Origin of the sequence: Sphingomonas jejuensis, from assembly GCF_011927695.1 — a bacterium.
Lineage (GTDB): Bacteria > Pseudomonadota > Alphaproteobacteria > Sphingomonadales > Sphingomonadaceae > Sphingomonas_K > Sphingomonas_K jejuensis.
The window spans coordinates 236,756-250,082 of sequence record NZ_JAATJE010000001.1; the positions used below are offsets into that span (position 1 = coordinate 236,756).

Sequence of the window (13,327 nt, forward strand, 5' to 3'; positions counted from 1 at the left end):
AGCCGCGCAGCCTTGGGGCGCAGCTTGCCATGCTGGTCGCGGTCGCGCTGCTGGCGGCGCAGGCCATCAACTTCGTGCTGCTGCTCCGGGCCAGCGAGCAGCAGCGGTTCTATCAAACGACGGGACCGCCCATCGCACAGCTGATCGAGGCGATGCGCATGGACGCGCTGGGCCTGATGGCGGGCGACCAGCGCCGCCCGATGCTCGGCCGGACCTTCGAGACCACGCAGAGCCCGGTGACGTCCGGCATGTCACGCCGTCGCGACGTCGAGTCGCGAGCGCGCGCGCTGCTGTCCGAAGCGGGCTTGACGGTGCCGCGCCTGATCGCAGCGGAGGTGCCGGCGCAGGAGATGCGCGTGCAGCTGGACCCGCTGAGTTCGCGGCGCCGGACCGACATCCTGGCGCGCGAGGTGCTGCTGATCTCCGTTGAGCTGCAGCCGGGGCGCTGGCTGAGCGCGATCGCGGTCATCCCGTCGCCCGACTATGGCGTGGTCGCCTGGCTGCTGTTCCAGACGCTGGTTCTGTACGGCGTCGTTCTGGTGCCCGTGTTGTGGATCGGTGGGCGCATGGGTCGGCCGCTGGGCGAGCTGCGCGCGGCCGCGAACAGCTTTCGCTCCACTGCGCCGGCGGTACCTGTGGCCGAGCGAGGGCCGGAGGATATCCGCGGCCTGATCGGCGCGTTCAACGCCATGCGGACCCGCATCGCCGGCATGCTGGACGAGAAGGACCGGATGCTTGGGGCGATCGGGCATGACCTGCGCACGCCGCTGGCGTCGCTGCGCGTGCGCGCCGAGTTCGTCGACGACGAAACCGAGCGCGACCGCATGGCGCGGACGATCGACGACATGAACCGCACGCTGGACGACATCCTGTCGCTGGCGCGGCTGGGCCGGCCGAGCGAGGCGCCGTCGCGGGTCGACCTGCCGGCACTGATCGAGACGGTGCTGGCCGACTTCATCGATCTGGGCGCGGACGTGGCGTTCGAGCCGGGTCCGCGCATCGTGGCGTCCGTGCGGGCCAACCTGGTAGCGCGGGCGGTGCGCAACATGGTGGAGAATGCCGTGAAATATGGCGGCAGCGCGCGGGTGCGGGTGCGCACCGACCTCGATCAGCTGGTCGTGGAGGTCGACGATGACGGGCCCGGCATTCCGAACCACCAGATCGCGCACATGTTCGAGCCGTTCACCCGCCTTGATTCGTCCCGCAACCGAGAAAAGGGCGGCGTCGGCCTAGGCCTGGCGCTGGCGAATGCCATCGCGCGGCTGCACGACGGCGAGATGACGCTGCGCAACCGCGAAGGCGGCGGGTTGCGTGCGAGCATGCGGCTGCCGCGCGAGGCCGAGCCGGTGCCGACCGGCCCCGAGCGGGTCCTGACCTAGAAACTTCGCTCCGCATAGACGCGGGTCACGTCGCCGTTCCACGCCCCGTGATACCGCTCCAGCAGGCGTTCAGCGGGTGTCTGCCGCCGCGCGGCGGTTTCACGCAGCGGATCGAGGAAGCCGCGTTCGTCGTCGCCGGCGCCGTTCGGCCGTGCCCTTGCCCGGAGCCCCGCGGCAGCGACATCGAGGACGCGCGGCGCAAGGTCGGCGAGCGTCCCGCCGCCCGGCAGCGGCGCGGCCAAGCCCAGACGCGGAACGGCGGACCGCAGCGCCTCCCGCTCCTCCATCGACCAATGCTTCACGAGATCCCAGGCGGCGTTGAGCGCCGCATCGTCGTAGAGAAGGCCGACCCAAAGCGCCGGCAGCGCGCAGATCTTGTTCCAAGGGCCGCCGTCCGCGCCGCGCATCTCAAGAAAGCTCTTCAGCCGCACCTCGGGGAAAGCGGTGGAGAGGTGGTCGGCCCAGTCGGACAGGCGCGGCTTTTCACCGGGCAGCACGGACAGGCGGCCATCAAGGAAGTCGCGAAAGGAGAGGCCGGCGGCATCAATGTAGCGGCCGTCGCGGTAGACGAAGTACATCGGCACATCGAGTGCGTAGTCGGCGTAGCGTTCATAGCCGAAGCCGTCCTCGAACACGAACGGCAGCATACCGGTGCGGTGCGGGTCCGTGTCCGACCAGATGTGGCTGCGGAAGGACAGGAAGCCGTTCGGCTTGCCCTCGGTAAAGGGCGAATTGGCGAACAGTGCGGTGGCAAGCGGTTGCAGCGCGAGGCCGACGCGGAACTTCAGCGCCATGTCCGCTTCGGTCGCGTAGTCCAGATTGACCTGGATGGTGCAGGTCCGCAGCATCATGTCGAGGCCGAGCGAGCCGACGCGCGGCATGTGGCGGCGCATAATGTCGTAACGGCCCTTGGGCATGATCGGCAGATCGGCGCGCGCCTTGTCCGGCCACATGCCGAGACCGAGAAAGCCGAGGCCCAGCCGGTCCCCTACGGCCTTCACCTGTTCCAGATGACGGCCGGTTTCCGCACAGGTCTGGTGCAAGGTTTCGAGCGGGGCGCCGGAGAGCTCCAGCTGGCCCGCGGGTTCGAGGCTGACGGTGCCGTCCGCGCCGGCCAGCGCGATGACAACGCCATTCTCCTCGACCGGACGCCAGCCATAGTCGGTGAGCGCGAGCAGGAGATCGCGGATCCCGCCGGGCTCCTGATAGCTCGGCGCGCGATGATCGTCGGTGCGGTAGACGAATTTCTCGTGCTCGGTGCCGATGCGCCAGCGGTCGCGCGGCTTTTCCCCACCGGAGAACAGCTCGATCAGCTGCGCGCGCGATTCGATAAGCGGCTCATCGGCGGCGCTGTCGGTCCGGGTCGTCATGCGCGGCCTCTAGTCGCAAGGCGCGCGGGACGGAACTGCTTTCCTCATGATTGGTGCCAGTCGCCGGCGGCCGCCATCCACAGGCTGACGGCGGCGGCGGCGGCGGTGTCCGCGCGCAGGATGCGGGGGCCGAGCGAGATCGGCACCGCAGCGGCATGGGCGCGGACGAGCTCGCGCTCGGCATCGTCGAAGCCGCCTTCGGGGCCGATCAGGATGGCGGCCGGGCCGGCATGGGCGCGCATGGTGGCGAGCGGATCGCCGCCGCCGGTCTCATCGGCGAAGAACAGCCGGCGTCCGGCCGGCCACTCGCGCAGCAGGGCGGGCAGCTTGACCGGATCGGCGAGCGTCGGGAGCGCGGTGCGGCCGCACTGTTCGGCGGCCTCGACCATGTGCGCGCGCAGCCGATCGAGCTTTGGCGCATCGACGACGGCGCGGCGGGTGAGCGTGGGCACGACGCGGTCGACACCAAGCTCGCAGGCCTTCTCGACCAGCCAGTCGATGCGGCCCTTCTTCAGCGGGGCGGCACAGAGCCAGAGGTCCGGCACCGCTTCCCGCTCGGCGAGGTGATCGCCAATGTCGAGGATCAGGTCGCGCTTCCGGACGGCGCCGACGGTGGCGAGCCATTCGCCCGTGCGGTCGTCGAAGAGGCGCACGGGATCGCCGACCGCGAGCCGCATCACGGACAGGAGATAATGGGCGGCGGTGCCGGTCAGCGGGAGCGGGCCGGGCGCAAGGACGGAGTCCACAAACAGACGCGGCGTCGAACGCGGCGGCCAGGCAGGGGTTGCGGGCATGTGGTTGCTTCTAGGGAGAGGCACGCACCTCAAACAAGTCGCGTGTCGAGCCGGAGCTGGAGGTGGTGCAACACGGTAACGGACAGGGGCTTGCGGTCACGGGCGGGTTCGGGCGCAATGGCCGACATCCATCGGAGACCTGCGCCATGAAGATGATGATGTGGCTGGTGGCTTTGTGGCTCGCGGCAGCGGTGGCCGGTGGAGCGGCTGCAGCGGAGCCGGCCGCCCGGACACCGCCGGCGGACGTCAGCGACACGGCGGATCCCTTTGCGCCGGCGCGCGCCATCGTCGCCGATGTGCAGCGGATCGTGGCGCCGGAGGGGATCGACGAGACGCTCACCCTGACGCTCGGCGGGACTCGGCAGGTGGTGAACATTCGAGGGGCCGACCGTGGCAACCCGATCCTGATCTACATTCATGGTGGTCCGGGATCGGTGGAGATGCCGATGGCCTGGACGTTCCAGCATCCATGGGAGGACTTCTTCACGGTCGTGCAGTGGGACCAGCGGGGTGCAGGGCGGTCCTTTCCCCTGAACGATCCTGCGGCGATCGCGCCGACGTTGTCGGTCGAGCGCTACCGCGACGATGCGATCGAGTTGATCGAGCAACTGCGCGCCCGGCTGGGGCAGCCGAAGATGTTCGTGCTGGGCCATAGCTTCGGATCGACAGTGGGGTTGGCGGTCGCCGCCGCCCGCCCCGACCTGCTCCATGCCTACATCGGCATGGGTCAGATGATCGACGTGCGAGAGAACGAGCGTGTCGGCATGGCACGCACGCTGACGATTGCGCGCGAGCGCGGGGATGTCGCGGCCATTCACGCGATCGAAGCCCTGCGCCCTTATCCGGACAGCGGGCCGTTCACCATCGAGCAGGCCGATGCCTGGCGGACCCATGCGAACAGGTATGGGTCGCTCGCCGCGTTCCGACCGGATGCCGACTTCTACTTCAATGCAACGAAGCTGTCGCCGCTCTACACGCCCGCGGACCGGAGCGCCTGGAGCCGGGGAAGCGCCTTCACCGTCGCGACGCTGTGGCCGCGGATCGCGGATCTGTCCTTTGCCTCGCTTCACCGGGTGGAGATTCCGGTCATGCTGCTGATGGGCGCACGGGACAGCACGACCCCGTCGGAAATCGCAGAGCGCTGGCTCGTGCGGCTCTCGGCGCCCGGTCGCACGGCGTGCCGCTTCGCGAACAGCGGGCACCTGCCAATGATCGAGGAGCCGGGAAAGACGCTGCTTGCATTGCTGGCGATCCGACGGATCGCCCGCCCGGAAGAGGCCGCAGCGGTGCCGGCCTATTGCGAGCAGCTAAGGTGAGGGCGCCTCGCGCCCCCGCAATCCATGGCAATCGGGCATCTTGCGTCCTATGCGGCTGCGGATGAGTGATCCCGCGCTGACGCCCGACAGCGAGCATCGAGGCATGGTCCGGTGGTTGCCGACATGGGCGGTGCCGTTTGCGCTGCTGGCGCGGTTCGATCGGCCGATCGGGTGGTGGCTGCTGTTCTGGCCGTGCGCGTGGGGCGTGGCGCTGGCAGGCGGCGCGGTCAGCCACTGGCGCGTCATCCTGGCGATGCTGATTGGCGCGATCGCCATGCGGGGCGCGGGATGCGTCTACAACGACATCGTCGATCGCGACCTGGACCGGCAGGTGGCGCGCACCCGGGCCCGGCCGCTGGCGAGCGGCGCCGTGAGCCTGAAGGCGGCGTGGATCTGGCTGGGGCTGCTGTGCCTGGTGGGACTGGGCGTGCTGCTGATGCTCACGCCGTTTGCGGCGCTGGTGGCGGTGGCGAGCGTGGCGCCGGTTGCGGCCTATCCGTTCATGAAGCGCATCACCTGGTGGCCGCAGCTGTGGCTGGGCCTCGTGTTTTCATGGGGCGCGCTGGTCGGCGGGGCGGTGGTGGAGGGGGCGCTGACCCCTTCCATCCTGCTGCTCTATGCCGGCTCGATCGCCTGGGTGGTGGGGTATGACACCATCTATGCGCTGCAGGACGTGGAGGATGATGCCCTGGTGGGCGTTCGGTCGACCGCGCGGCGGATGGGCCGCCATGTGCGCGGCGGGGTCGCGCTGTTCTATGCCGCCGCCCTGATCCTGTGGGGCGCGGCGGTGTGGCAGGTGCGGCCGAGCGGCATCGCCCTGCTGGCGCTGCTGCCGATGGCCGTCCATCTTGCAGCGCAGGTTGCGGGATTGAAGCCCGCCGACGGTGCCGATGCGCTTGCCCGGTTCCGGTCCAACCGCTTTGCCGGACTGCTGGCCTTTCTCGCCTTCCTGGTCGTGGGGTCGAGCGTCGCCTGACGCGCAGCACGATGATTGAAGGGGCGACCGTCAGCCTTTAGGGCCGGGAACCATGCTCGATCCCGCTGCCGCCACCGACCGTACGCTTGCCCTAGTGGAGGCCGCGCGCCGGGCGGGCGCCGATGCGGCCGAGGCGATCTATCACGGCGACGCGGCGCTGGCGGTGAACGTCCGGCTGGGCGCCCTGGAGGATGTGGAACGGGCCGAGGGCGAGGAGCTGGGCCTGCGGCTGTTCATCGGGCGGCGATCGGCAAGCGTATCGACAGGCGATCCATCGGCGGCGGGGATGGCCGCGCTGGTCGAGCGCGCGGTGGCGATGGCGCGGGTCGCGACGGAGGACGCCTTTGCGGGGCTGGCGCCTGCCGACCGGCTGATGCAGGGGCCGGTCGCCGACCTGGATCTGGATGACGGTGGAGCGGCCGATCCGGAGACGCTGAGGGCCGAGGCGCTGGCGGCCGAAGATGCGGCGCGCGGCGTGGCGGGCGTCACGAACAGCGAGGGCGCGTCGGCCAGCGTCAGCCGGGTGATCGTCGCGCATGCGACCAGCACGGGCTTTGCCGGCGCGTATCGCATGACGGGTCACGGACGGTCGGCAAGCGTGCTGGCCGGCGAAGGCGCGCGGATGCAGCGCGATTATGCCAGCCACAGCGCACGACACCGGAGCGACCTGGAGGCGGCGGACGCGATCGGCCGGCGGGCGGGCGAGCGGGCAGTGGCGCGGCTCGACCCGCGGTTGCCGCCGGCAGGGCGGATGCCGGTGATCCTGGATCGGCGCGTCAGCACCAGCCTGATCGGCCACCTGCTTGGCGCGATCGCCGGTTCCGCGATCGCGCGCGGCACCAGCCTGCTGCTCGACAAGCTTGGCCAGCCGGTGATGGCGCCGGGCGTGTCGATCCTGGACGACCCGCACCGGCCGCGCGGGCTGCGCAGCCGCCCGTTCGACGGCGAGGGGTTGCCGACCCACGCATCGGCGATCGTGGACGCGGGCATCCTGACCGGGTGGCTGCTGGACAGTGCGTCCGCCCGGCAGCTGGGGCTGGAGCCGACCGGACATGCCGCCCGCGGCGGCGCGGGGGCGCCTGGGACATCGGCCAGCAACGTCCACATGACGGCGGGCACGCGGTCGGTCGACGCCATGATCGCCGACATGGACCGCGGCGTGATCGTGACGGAGCTGATGGGGCAGGGCGTGAACCCGGTAACGGGCGATTACAGCCGCGCGGGCGCGGGCTATCTGGTCGAGCGCGGCGAGATCGTGGGGGCAGCCGCCGGCTTCACCATCGCCGGCAACGTCAAGGACATGCTGATGGCCTTGGAACCGGCGACGGACCTGATCTGGCAGCGTGGCATCGAGGCGCCGAGTGTGCTGATCGACGGCATGACGGTGGCGGGTGGCTGATCCCTCAGCCCTGATCGATAAGGTTGCCGCCGTTGCGGCAGAGGCGGCCGCGATGGCGTTGGGCCGGGTCGGGCAGGTTCGAAGCTGGGAGAAGTCGCCCGGCCAGCCGGTGTGCGATGCCGACATCGATGCCGACCGGCTGATCCGCGCCCGGCTGACGGCGATCGATCCGGACGCCGGCTGGCTGTCGGAGGAGACGGTGGACGACGCGATCCGGCTGGACCGCCGTCGGCTGTGGATCGTCGATCCGATCGACGGAACCCGCGACTATCTGCGCGGGCGGCCCGGATGGGCGGTGTCGATCGCGCTGGTGGCGGACGGAGAGGTGGTGCTGGGCGTGCTGGACGCGCCCGCCCGGACCGAGCAGTGGCGCGCGACGAAGGGCGGCGGTGCGACCCGCAACGGGGAGCGCGTGGTGGCGAGCGGGCGCACCAGCCTGCCGGGTGCGCGGGTGGCGACGGACGCACTGCCAAAGGCGGACCGCGACCTGGTGGCAGTGCCGCGTCCGAACTCGATCGCGCTGAGGATGGCGATGGTGGCGGCCGACGAGGCCGACCTGCTGGCGACGCTGCGGTGGGGGCATGAATGGGACATCGCGGCGGCCGCGCTGATCGTCACGGAAGCGGGCGGCGTCGTGACCGATGCGCTGGGACAGCCGCTGCGGTTCAATTCGGCACGCGGTGGCGCGTTTGGCGTGATGGCGGCGGCAGCGGGCATCCATGAAGCGGCGGTCGAGCGGCTGGGCCCGCGCGCGCGCGACGCGATGGCGCGCGGGTAGCCGGACGGACGGCGCCGCCCGTCAGTCCTGCTTGATCTTCTCAACGCCAAGGCGGGGAATGTCGATGGCCGGGCAGCGGTCCATGACGACGGTCAGGCCGGCGGCCTCCGCGCGCGCGGCCGCCTCCTCGTTCACGACGCCCAGCTGCATCCAGACCGACTTGGCGCCCGCAGCGATCGCCTGATCGACCGCCTCGCCGGCGGCCGCGCTGTTGCGGAAAATGTCCACCATGTCGATCGGCTCGCCGATCTGCGACAGCTCGCGCCACACATATTCGCCGTGCACATGCTCGCCGGTGATCTGCGGATTGACCGGGATCACGCGGTAGCCGTGCGCCTGCAGCGTGCGCATGACGCCGTTTGAGGGGCGGTGCGGCTTGTCCGAGATGCCGACGAGCGCGATGGTGCGGGTGCTTTCCAGCAGCTGCTTCAGATCGGCATCGCTGGTGATCGGCATGGGCGCTCTCCTTGTCCTGTGCAGGGATCAAACCCGCGAGGCCGGCCCCCGGTTCAGCCACTGCGACACGGCGGCGGCAAGGCGGTGGTAGGGTGCGGCTTCCGGTCCGTCGCCGGCGGCGACCGGGCGCCCGGCCTCTGCTGCGTCGAGCACGCGCCGGTCGAGCGGCAGCCGGCCGAGGAAGGGCAGGCCGGCGGCCGCCGCCGCTGCCTCCACGCCGCCATGGCCGAACGGATCGCTCTCACGCCCGCAGTGCGGGCAAAGATAGCCCGCCATGTTCTCGACAAGGCCGATGATGGGGACGCCAGCCTTTTCGAATAGATCCATCGCGCGGCGCGCATCGATCAACGCCAGATCCTGCGGCGTCGACACGATCAGCGCACCTGCCGGGCGGTGCTTCTGCACCATGGTGAGCTGCACGTCGCCGGTGCCAGGCGGCATGTCCACGACAAGGGTGTCGATCGGCCCCCAGGCGGCATCCACGAGCTGGCCCAGCGCGCCCGCCGCCATCGGCCCGCGCCAGGCGATCGCACGGTCGGGCTCCACCAGCTGGCCCATGGACAGCAGCGGAACACCGTGCGGCGTCGGGATCGGCACGAGGCGCTTGTCGTGGGCATGCGGCCGGACGCCTTCGGCCTGCATCAGTCGCGGCTGCGACGGGCCATAGATGTCGGCATCGACGACCCCCACGCGGGTGCCAGCGCGGGCGAGCGCCACCGCCAGGTTGGCCGACAGCGTCGATTTGCCGACCCCGCCCTTGCCGGACGCCACGGCGAGGATGCGACGATCGCGTCGTTCGGCGGTCGCCAGGATGCGGACCTCTGCCACTCCGGGGTGGCCGCCAACAGCCTCGCGCAGGCGCCGCTCCGCATCGTCGCGGGCGATCGGATCCAGATCGGTGACGTCCAGGACGATGTTGGCCCGGCCAGCATTGTCCACCCGGACCGACTGGACACGGTCGCCGGCGGCGCTTTGCGCGGCGGCGAACAGGGGATCGGTGTCGGGCATGGTCACGCGCATAGGCGCTGGCGCACGGCCTTTATACTTTTTTTCGAAGGCCGGCTCCCTATAACAGAGCCATGACAAGCATCACGGGGCGCGACAGCCCGGCCGGCAGCCTGTTGAACGAAAGCAGCGGGGGGCCCTGGGGCGGCCGCGGCGGGAGCGGCGACGGTGGCGGCTCCGGCGGCAACGGATCTGGCGGAGGCGGGTCCGGCCCGCGAAACCCATGGAGCCAGCCGCCCGAGGGCGGACGCCCGCGCCGGCCGACGCCGACAGGTGCCTCAGCGCTGGACGAGCTGCTGAAGCGCGGACGCGACCAGCTGGGCAAGGGCCGCTTTCCGGGAGCAGGTGGCGGGCGGCCGCTGTGGCTGATCGGCCTGGGGCTGTTCCTGCTCCTGTGGCTGGTGTTCACCAGCGTGCACCGGGTCGGCCCGCAGGAGCGCGCGGTGGTGACGCGGTTCGGGAAATATTCGGGTACGCTTGCGCCCGGCATGAGCCTGACGCTGCCGGCCCCGATCGACAGCGTGCAGCGGGTCAACATCGACGAGATCCGGACCATCGACATCGGATCGACGGGCCCGGACAGCAACCTGGTGCTGACCGGCGACCAGAACATCATCGACCTGGCCTATTCGGTGCGCTGGAACATCAACGATCCCGCGCTCTACCTTTTTCAGCTCGCCAATCCGGAGGAGGCAGTCCGCGAGGCGGCTGAGACGTCGATGCGCGCCGTGCTGGCCAACGTCACGCTGGATGACGCGATCGGCGCCGGGCGTGCCGGGATCGAGGCCCAGGTGGCGTTGCGGCTGCAGCAGATCCTGAACGATTACCGCGCCGGCATCCGCATCCAGGGCGTGGCGATCAAGCAGGCGGATCCGCCGGCGGAGGTGGTGGAGAGCTTCCGCAACGTGTCGGCCGCGCAGCAGCAGGCGGTGAGCTACCTCAACGGCGCGCGCGCCTACTCGCAGCAGCTGATCGCCAAGGCGCAGGGCGAGGCCGCGGCGTTCGACCGGGTGTACGAGGAGTATCGCCTCGCGCCCGACGTGACGCGCCGGCGCATGTATTACGAGACAATGGAGGAAGTGCTGGCCAAGGTCGACAAGACGATCGTGGAAGGCGGCAATGGCGTGACCCCGTACCTGCCGCTGCCAGAGGTGCGCCGACGGGCGGCACCGGCCGCGGACGGTCAGGCAGCGGCCCCGGCGACGGAGGCGGCGCGATGAACATGGTTCTGCGCAACCCGCTGCTGGTGGGCTTTGCCGCGCTGGTGCTGCTGATCGTGCTCGGCAGCACGTTCGTGGCGGTGCCGGAGACCCGGCAGGGCGTGATCGTGCGCTTCGGCGAGCCGCAGCCGGGCATCATCAACCCGTACAAGCCTGGCGCCGATTTCGGCGGCACCAAGGCCGGGCTGATCGCCAAGCTGCCCTTCATCGACCGCATCGTGTGGGTCGACAAGCGCATCATGAGCGTCGACATGGAGCAGCAGCAGGTGCTGTCGACCGATCAGCTGCGGCTGAACATCGACGCCTACGCCCGCTACCGCATCATCGATCCGTTGCGCATGTACACCTCCGCCAGGTCCGAAGAAGGCGTGCGCGACGCCTTGCGTCCGATCCTCGGATCCGCGCTCAGGAACGAACTGGGCCGGGTGCGCTTCGCCGCGCTGCTGAGCCCGGAGCGCGGGCAGGTGATGGACAACATTCAGCGCGGGCTGAACCAGGTGGCCCGCCAATATGGCGCCGAGATTGTCGACGTGCGGATCAAGCGGGCCGACCTGCCGAGCGGATCGCCGCTGCAGAGCGCGTTCAACCGCATGCGGAGCGCGCGCGAGCAGGAAGCGCTGACCATCGACGCGCAGGGTCGCCGCGAGGCACAGATCATCCGGGCGGACGCAGACGCGGAAGCATCGCGCACCTATGCCGCAAGCTTTGGCAAGGATCCGGAGTTCTACGACTTTTACCGCGCCATGCAGTCCTATCGCCACACGTTCGGCACCGACGGATCGACCCCGCAGGGCAGCGCAACCGCCGTGCTGTCGCCCGACAGCGAGTATTTCCGGCAGTTCCGCGGCCGTCCCTAAGGACGGCGCGGGAGCGATCGCGGATCATCGAGCAGAGGGGTGATTGCCGGGCCCGCCAGCAGGGGGAAGGCGGCCGGCGCAACAAGGATGCGGAACGGACGACGATTGTAATCATTCAATCGCCGTTCAGCCCGCAAACAGCATCGATCATCGCGCGGGCGCGGCCATGCCGTTCGCTCGCTTGAGAAGAGGAAAAGACCCTGGTGCGATACGCCTATGGAATCACCGCCGCCCTGCTGGTGGGCGGCGCCGCGGCCACGATGACCCTGCAGCAGCCGGTTGGCGCGCAGGTGGCCCAGAACGATCCCGCATCGATGCCCGCCGCCGCGCCGCGCGGCGCCCCGCAGAGCTTTGCCGAGCTGGTGGCGCGGCTGCAGCCCGCCGTGGTCAACATCTCCACGCGGCAGCAGGTGGAGGTGCCCAACAATCCGTTCGCCGGAACGCCGTTCGGCAATCTGTTCGGCGGCCGCGGTGGTCAGGGCGGGACGGTGACGCGGGAGGCGACCTCGCTCGGCTCCGGCTTCCTGATCTCGGCTGATGGCTATATTGTCACCAACAGCCATGTGATCTCGCCGGGTGCGCGGACCGCGACGGTTGAATCCGTTACGGTCACGCTGTCCGACCGCCGCGAGTTCGAAGCGCGCGTGGTCGGGAACGACACCAATTCCGACATCGCCGTCCTGAAGATCGATGCGGGCGAGGCGCTGCCCTTTGTGCGGTTCGGGCAGACCGACAATCTGCGCGTTGGCGACTGGGTGCTGGCGATCGGCAACCCGTTCTCGCTGGGCGGCACCGTGACCGCGGGCATCGTGTCCGCCATCGCGCGCGTGACCGGGCAGGGCGGTGCCTATGACCGGTACATCCAGACGGATGCGTCCATCAACCAGGGCAACAGCGGCGGCCCGATGTTCGACCTGAACGGCAACGTCGTCGGCATCAATTCCGCGATCATCTCGCCGTCGGGCGGCAATGTCGGCATCGGCTTTGCCATCCCGGCAGACCAGGCCGCGCCGATCGTTGAGACGCTGCGCCGGGGCGAGCGGGTGCGCCGCGGTTACCTGGGTGTCGGCATCCAGCCGGTGACCCCGGAGATCGCCGAGGCGTTGGGCCTGCCGCGCAATCGCGGCGAGGTGATCCGATCCGTCGAGCCGGGTCAGCCGGCGGCCCGCGGCGGCATCCAGCAGGGCGACGTGGTGGTGTCGGTCGCCGGCCAGGAGGTCACGCCGGACCAGACGCTGTCCTACATCGTGTCGCGCCTGCAGATCGGCCAGCGCATCCCGGTCGAGCTGATCCGCGACGGTCGTCGCCAGACGGTGCAGGTGCAGATCGCCGAGCGTCCGCCGGAGGAGCAGCTGGCGCAGAACCAGGGTGTCGACGAGGGCTTCTCCGAGGAGGGCGACGGCGACACGTCGGCCGCGGCGCGGCAGTCGGCCGGCGTCGCGGTGCAGGCGCTGACCCCGCAGATCGCGCGCGCCGTGGGCGTGCCGCCGGAAACGCGCGGCGTGGTCGTGGCGGCCGTGGATCCGTCGTCCGACGCGGCGGCGAAGGGTTTGCGTCGCGGTTTCGTGATCCTGTCGGTCAATCGCCGGCCGGTGGCGACGCCGGAGGAGTTCAACGCCGCGGTGCAGGCAAGCCAGCAGGGCAGCGTCCTGATGCTGGTGCAGCAGGGCAACAACCCGCCGCTGTACATCGGATTGCGGTTGCGCCGGAACTAAGCCGCGCAACCGGTTGGAAGAAGGGGCGGGCGCGGTGGCGCCGGCCCCTTTTTCATGCCCAG

12 protein-coding genes are annotated in these 13,327 nt (G+C 70.2%); 8 read left to right on the top strand and 4 right to left on the bottom strand.

Features of this window, described 5'->3' with window-relative positions:
- Positions 1-29: 29 nt before the first annotated feature.
- A complete protein-coding gene (locus GGR88_RS01220) occupies positions 30-1,379 on the top strand; it encodes a sensor histidine kinase (protein ID WP_245196404.1) in 1,350 nt (449 codons plus the stop codon).
- Here GGR88_RS01220 and GGR88_RS01225 read toward each other — a convergent pair.
- Together GGR88_RS01225 and GGR88_RS01230 are read right to left on the bottom strand one after the other, a co-directional pair.
- Positions 1,376-2,749, bottom strand: coding sequence for a glutamate--cysteine ligase (locus GGR88_RS01225; RefSeq protein WP_167952200.1), 1,374 nt, complete (start codon positions 2,747-2,749; stop codon positions 1,376-1,378). The genes GGR88_RS01220 and GGR88_RS01225 overlap by 4 nt on opposite strands.
- A 44-nt stretch (positions 2,750-2,793) precedes the next feature.
- Positions 2,794-3,543 carry a 16S rRNA (uracil(1498)-N(3))-methyltransferase gene (locus GGR88_RS01230; RefSeq protein ID WP_167952202.1) on the bottom strand — a complete coding sequence of 250 codons (750 nt, stop codon included), beginning with the start codon at positions 3,541-3,543 and terminating at the stop codon, positions 2,794-2,796.
- A gap of 146 nt (positions 3,544-3,689) precedes the next feature.
- On the opposite strand from GGR88_RS01230, the gene GGR88_RS01235 reads away from it, so the two are divergent.
- The 4 genes from GGR88_RS01235 to GGR88_RS01250 all read left to right on the top strand — a co-directional run bounded on the left by GGR88_RS01235 (position 3,690) and on the right by GGR88_RS01250 (position 8,012).
- On the top strand, positions 3,690-4,859 hold the full coding sequence (locus tag GGR88_RS01235; protein ID WP_245196405.1) for an alpha/beta fold hydrolase: 1,170 nt from the start codon (positions 3,690-3,692) through the stop codon (positions 4,857-4,859).
- A gap of 61 nt (positions 4,860-4,920) precedes the next feature.
- Positions 4,921-5,835 carry a 4-hydroxybenzoate octaprenyltransferase gene (ubiA, locus tag GGR88_RS01240; RefSeq protein ID WP_167952204.1) on the top strand — a complete coding sequence of 305 codons (915 nt, stop codon included), beginning with the start codon at positions 4,921-4,923 and terminating at the stop codon, positions 5,833-5,835.
- 52 nt (positions 5,836-5,887) lie between these two features.
- Complete coding sequence (locus tag GGR88_RS01245) at positions 5,888-7,234, top strand: TldD/PmbA family protein (protein ID WP_167952206.1); 1,347 nt, start codon at positions 5,888-5,890, stop codon at positions 7,232-7,234.
- Positions 7,227-8,012 carry an inositol monophosphatase family protein gene (locus GGR88_RS01250; RefSeq protein WP_167952208.1) on the top strand — a complete coding sequence of 262 codons (786 nt, stop codon included), beginning with the start codon at positions 7,227-7,229 and terminating at the stop codon, positions 8,010-8,012. The genes GGR88_RS01245 and GGR88_RS01250 overlap by 8 nt, the downstream gene beginning before the upstream one ends.
- Before the next feature lie 21 nt (positions 8,013-8,033).
- Here the strand turns inward: GGR88_RS01250 and GGR88_RS01255 are convergent, their stop codons facing one another.
- Positions 8,034-8,468 carry a CoA-binding protein gene (locus tag GGR88_RS01255; RefSeq protein ID WP_167952211.1) on the bottom strand — a complete coding sequence of 145 codons (435 nt, stop codon included), beginning with the start codon at positions 8,466-8,468 and terminating at the stop codon, positions 8,034-8,036.
- A gap of 27 nt (positions 8,469-8,495) precedes the next feature.
- On the bottom strand, positions 8,496-9,488 hold the full coding sequence (locus GGR88_RS01260) for an Mrp/NBP35 family ATP-binding protein (RefSeq protein WP_245196406.1): 993 nt from the start codon (positions 9,486-9,488) through the stop codon (positions 8,496-8,498).
- Between the two features lie 59 nt (positions 9,489-9,547).
- On the opposite strand from GGR88_RS01260, the gene hflK reads away from it, so the two are divergent.
- The 3 genes from hflK (at position 9,548) to GGR88_RS01275 (ending at position 13,265) form a co-directional block, all read left to right on the top strand.
- Positions 9,548-10,693 (top strand): protease modulator HflK, encoded by a 1,146-nt coding sequence (gene hflK / locus GGR88_RS01265; protein ID WP_167952213.1) that lies wholly within the window; start codon positions 9,548-9,550, stop codon positions 10,691-10,693.
- Positions 10,690-11,550: a protease modulator HflC gene (gene hflC, locus GGR88_RS01270; protein WP_167952215.1), complete on the top strand. Its 861-nt coding sequence runs from the start codon at positions 10,690-10,692 to the stop codon at positions 11,548-11,550. Before hflK ends, hflC begins: the two co-directional genes overlap by 4 nt.
- 203 nt (positions 11,551-11,753) lie before the next feature.
- On the top strand, positions 11,754-13,265 hold the full coding sequence (locus GGR88_RS01275; protein WP_167952217.1) for a Do family serine endopeptidase: 1,512 nt from the start codon (positions 11,754-11,756) through the stop codon (positions 13,263-13,265).
- The last annotated feature ends 62 nt before the right edge of the window (positions 13,266-13,327 follow it).

What these genes read in the sequence shown, in the direction of transcription:
- GGR88_RS01220 (WP_245196404.1), top strand. Translation starts at nt 30, where the DNA reads ATGCTGGTCGCGGTCGCGCTGCTGGCGGCGCAGGCCATCAACTTCGTG.
- GGR88_RS01225 (WP_167952200.1), bottom strand. Translation starts at nt 2,749, where the DNA reads ATGACGACCCGGACCGACAGCGCCGCCGATGAGCCGCTTATCGAATCG.
- GGR88_RS01230 (WP_167952202.1), bottom strand. Translation starts at nt 3,543, where the DNA reads ATGCCCGCAACCCCTGCCTGGCCGCCGCGTTCGACGCCGCGTCTGTTT.
- GGR88_RS01235 (WP_245196405.1), top strand. Translation starts at nt 3,690, where the DNA reads ATGAAGATGATGATGTGGCTGGTGGCTTTGTGGCTCGCGGCAGCGGTG.
- ubiA (WP_167952204.1), top strand. Translation starts at nt 4,921, where the DNA reads ATGAGTGATCCCGCGCTGACGCCCGACAGCGAGCATCGAGGCATGGTC.
- GGR88_RS01245 (WP_167952206.1), top strand. Translation starts at nt 5,888, where the DNA reads ATGCTCGATCCCGCTGCCGCCACCGACCGTACGCTTGCCCTAGTGGAG.
- GGR88_RS01255 (WP_167952211.1), bottom strand. Translation starts at nt 8,468, where the DNA reads ATGCCGATCACCAGCGATGCCGATCTGAAGCAGCTGCTGGAAAGCACC.
- GGR88_RS01260 (WP_245196406.1), bottom strand. Translation starts at nt 9,488, where the DNA reads ATGCGCGTGACCATGCCCGACACCGATCCCCTGTTCGCCGCCGCGCAA.
- hflK (WP_167952213.1), top strand. Translation starts at nt 9,548, where the DNA reads ATGACAAGCATCACGGGGCGCGACAGCCCGGCCGGCAGCCTGTTGAAC.
- hflC (WP_167952215.1), top strand. Translation starts at nt 10,690, where the DNA reads ATGAACATGGTTCTGCGCAACCCGCTGCTGGTGGGCTTTGCCGCGCTG.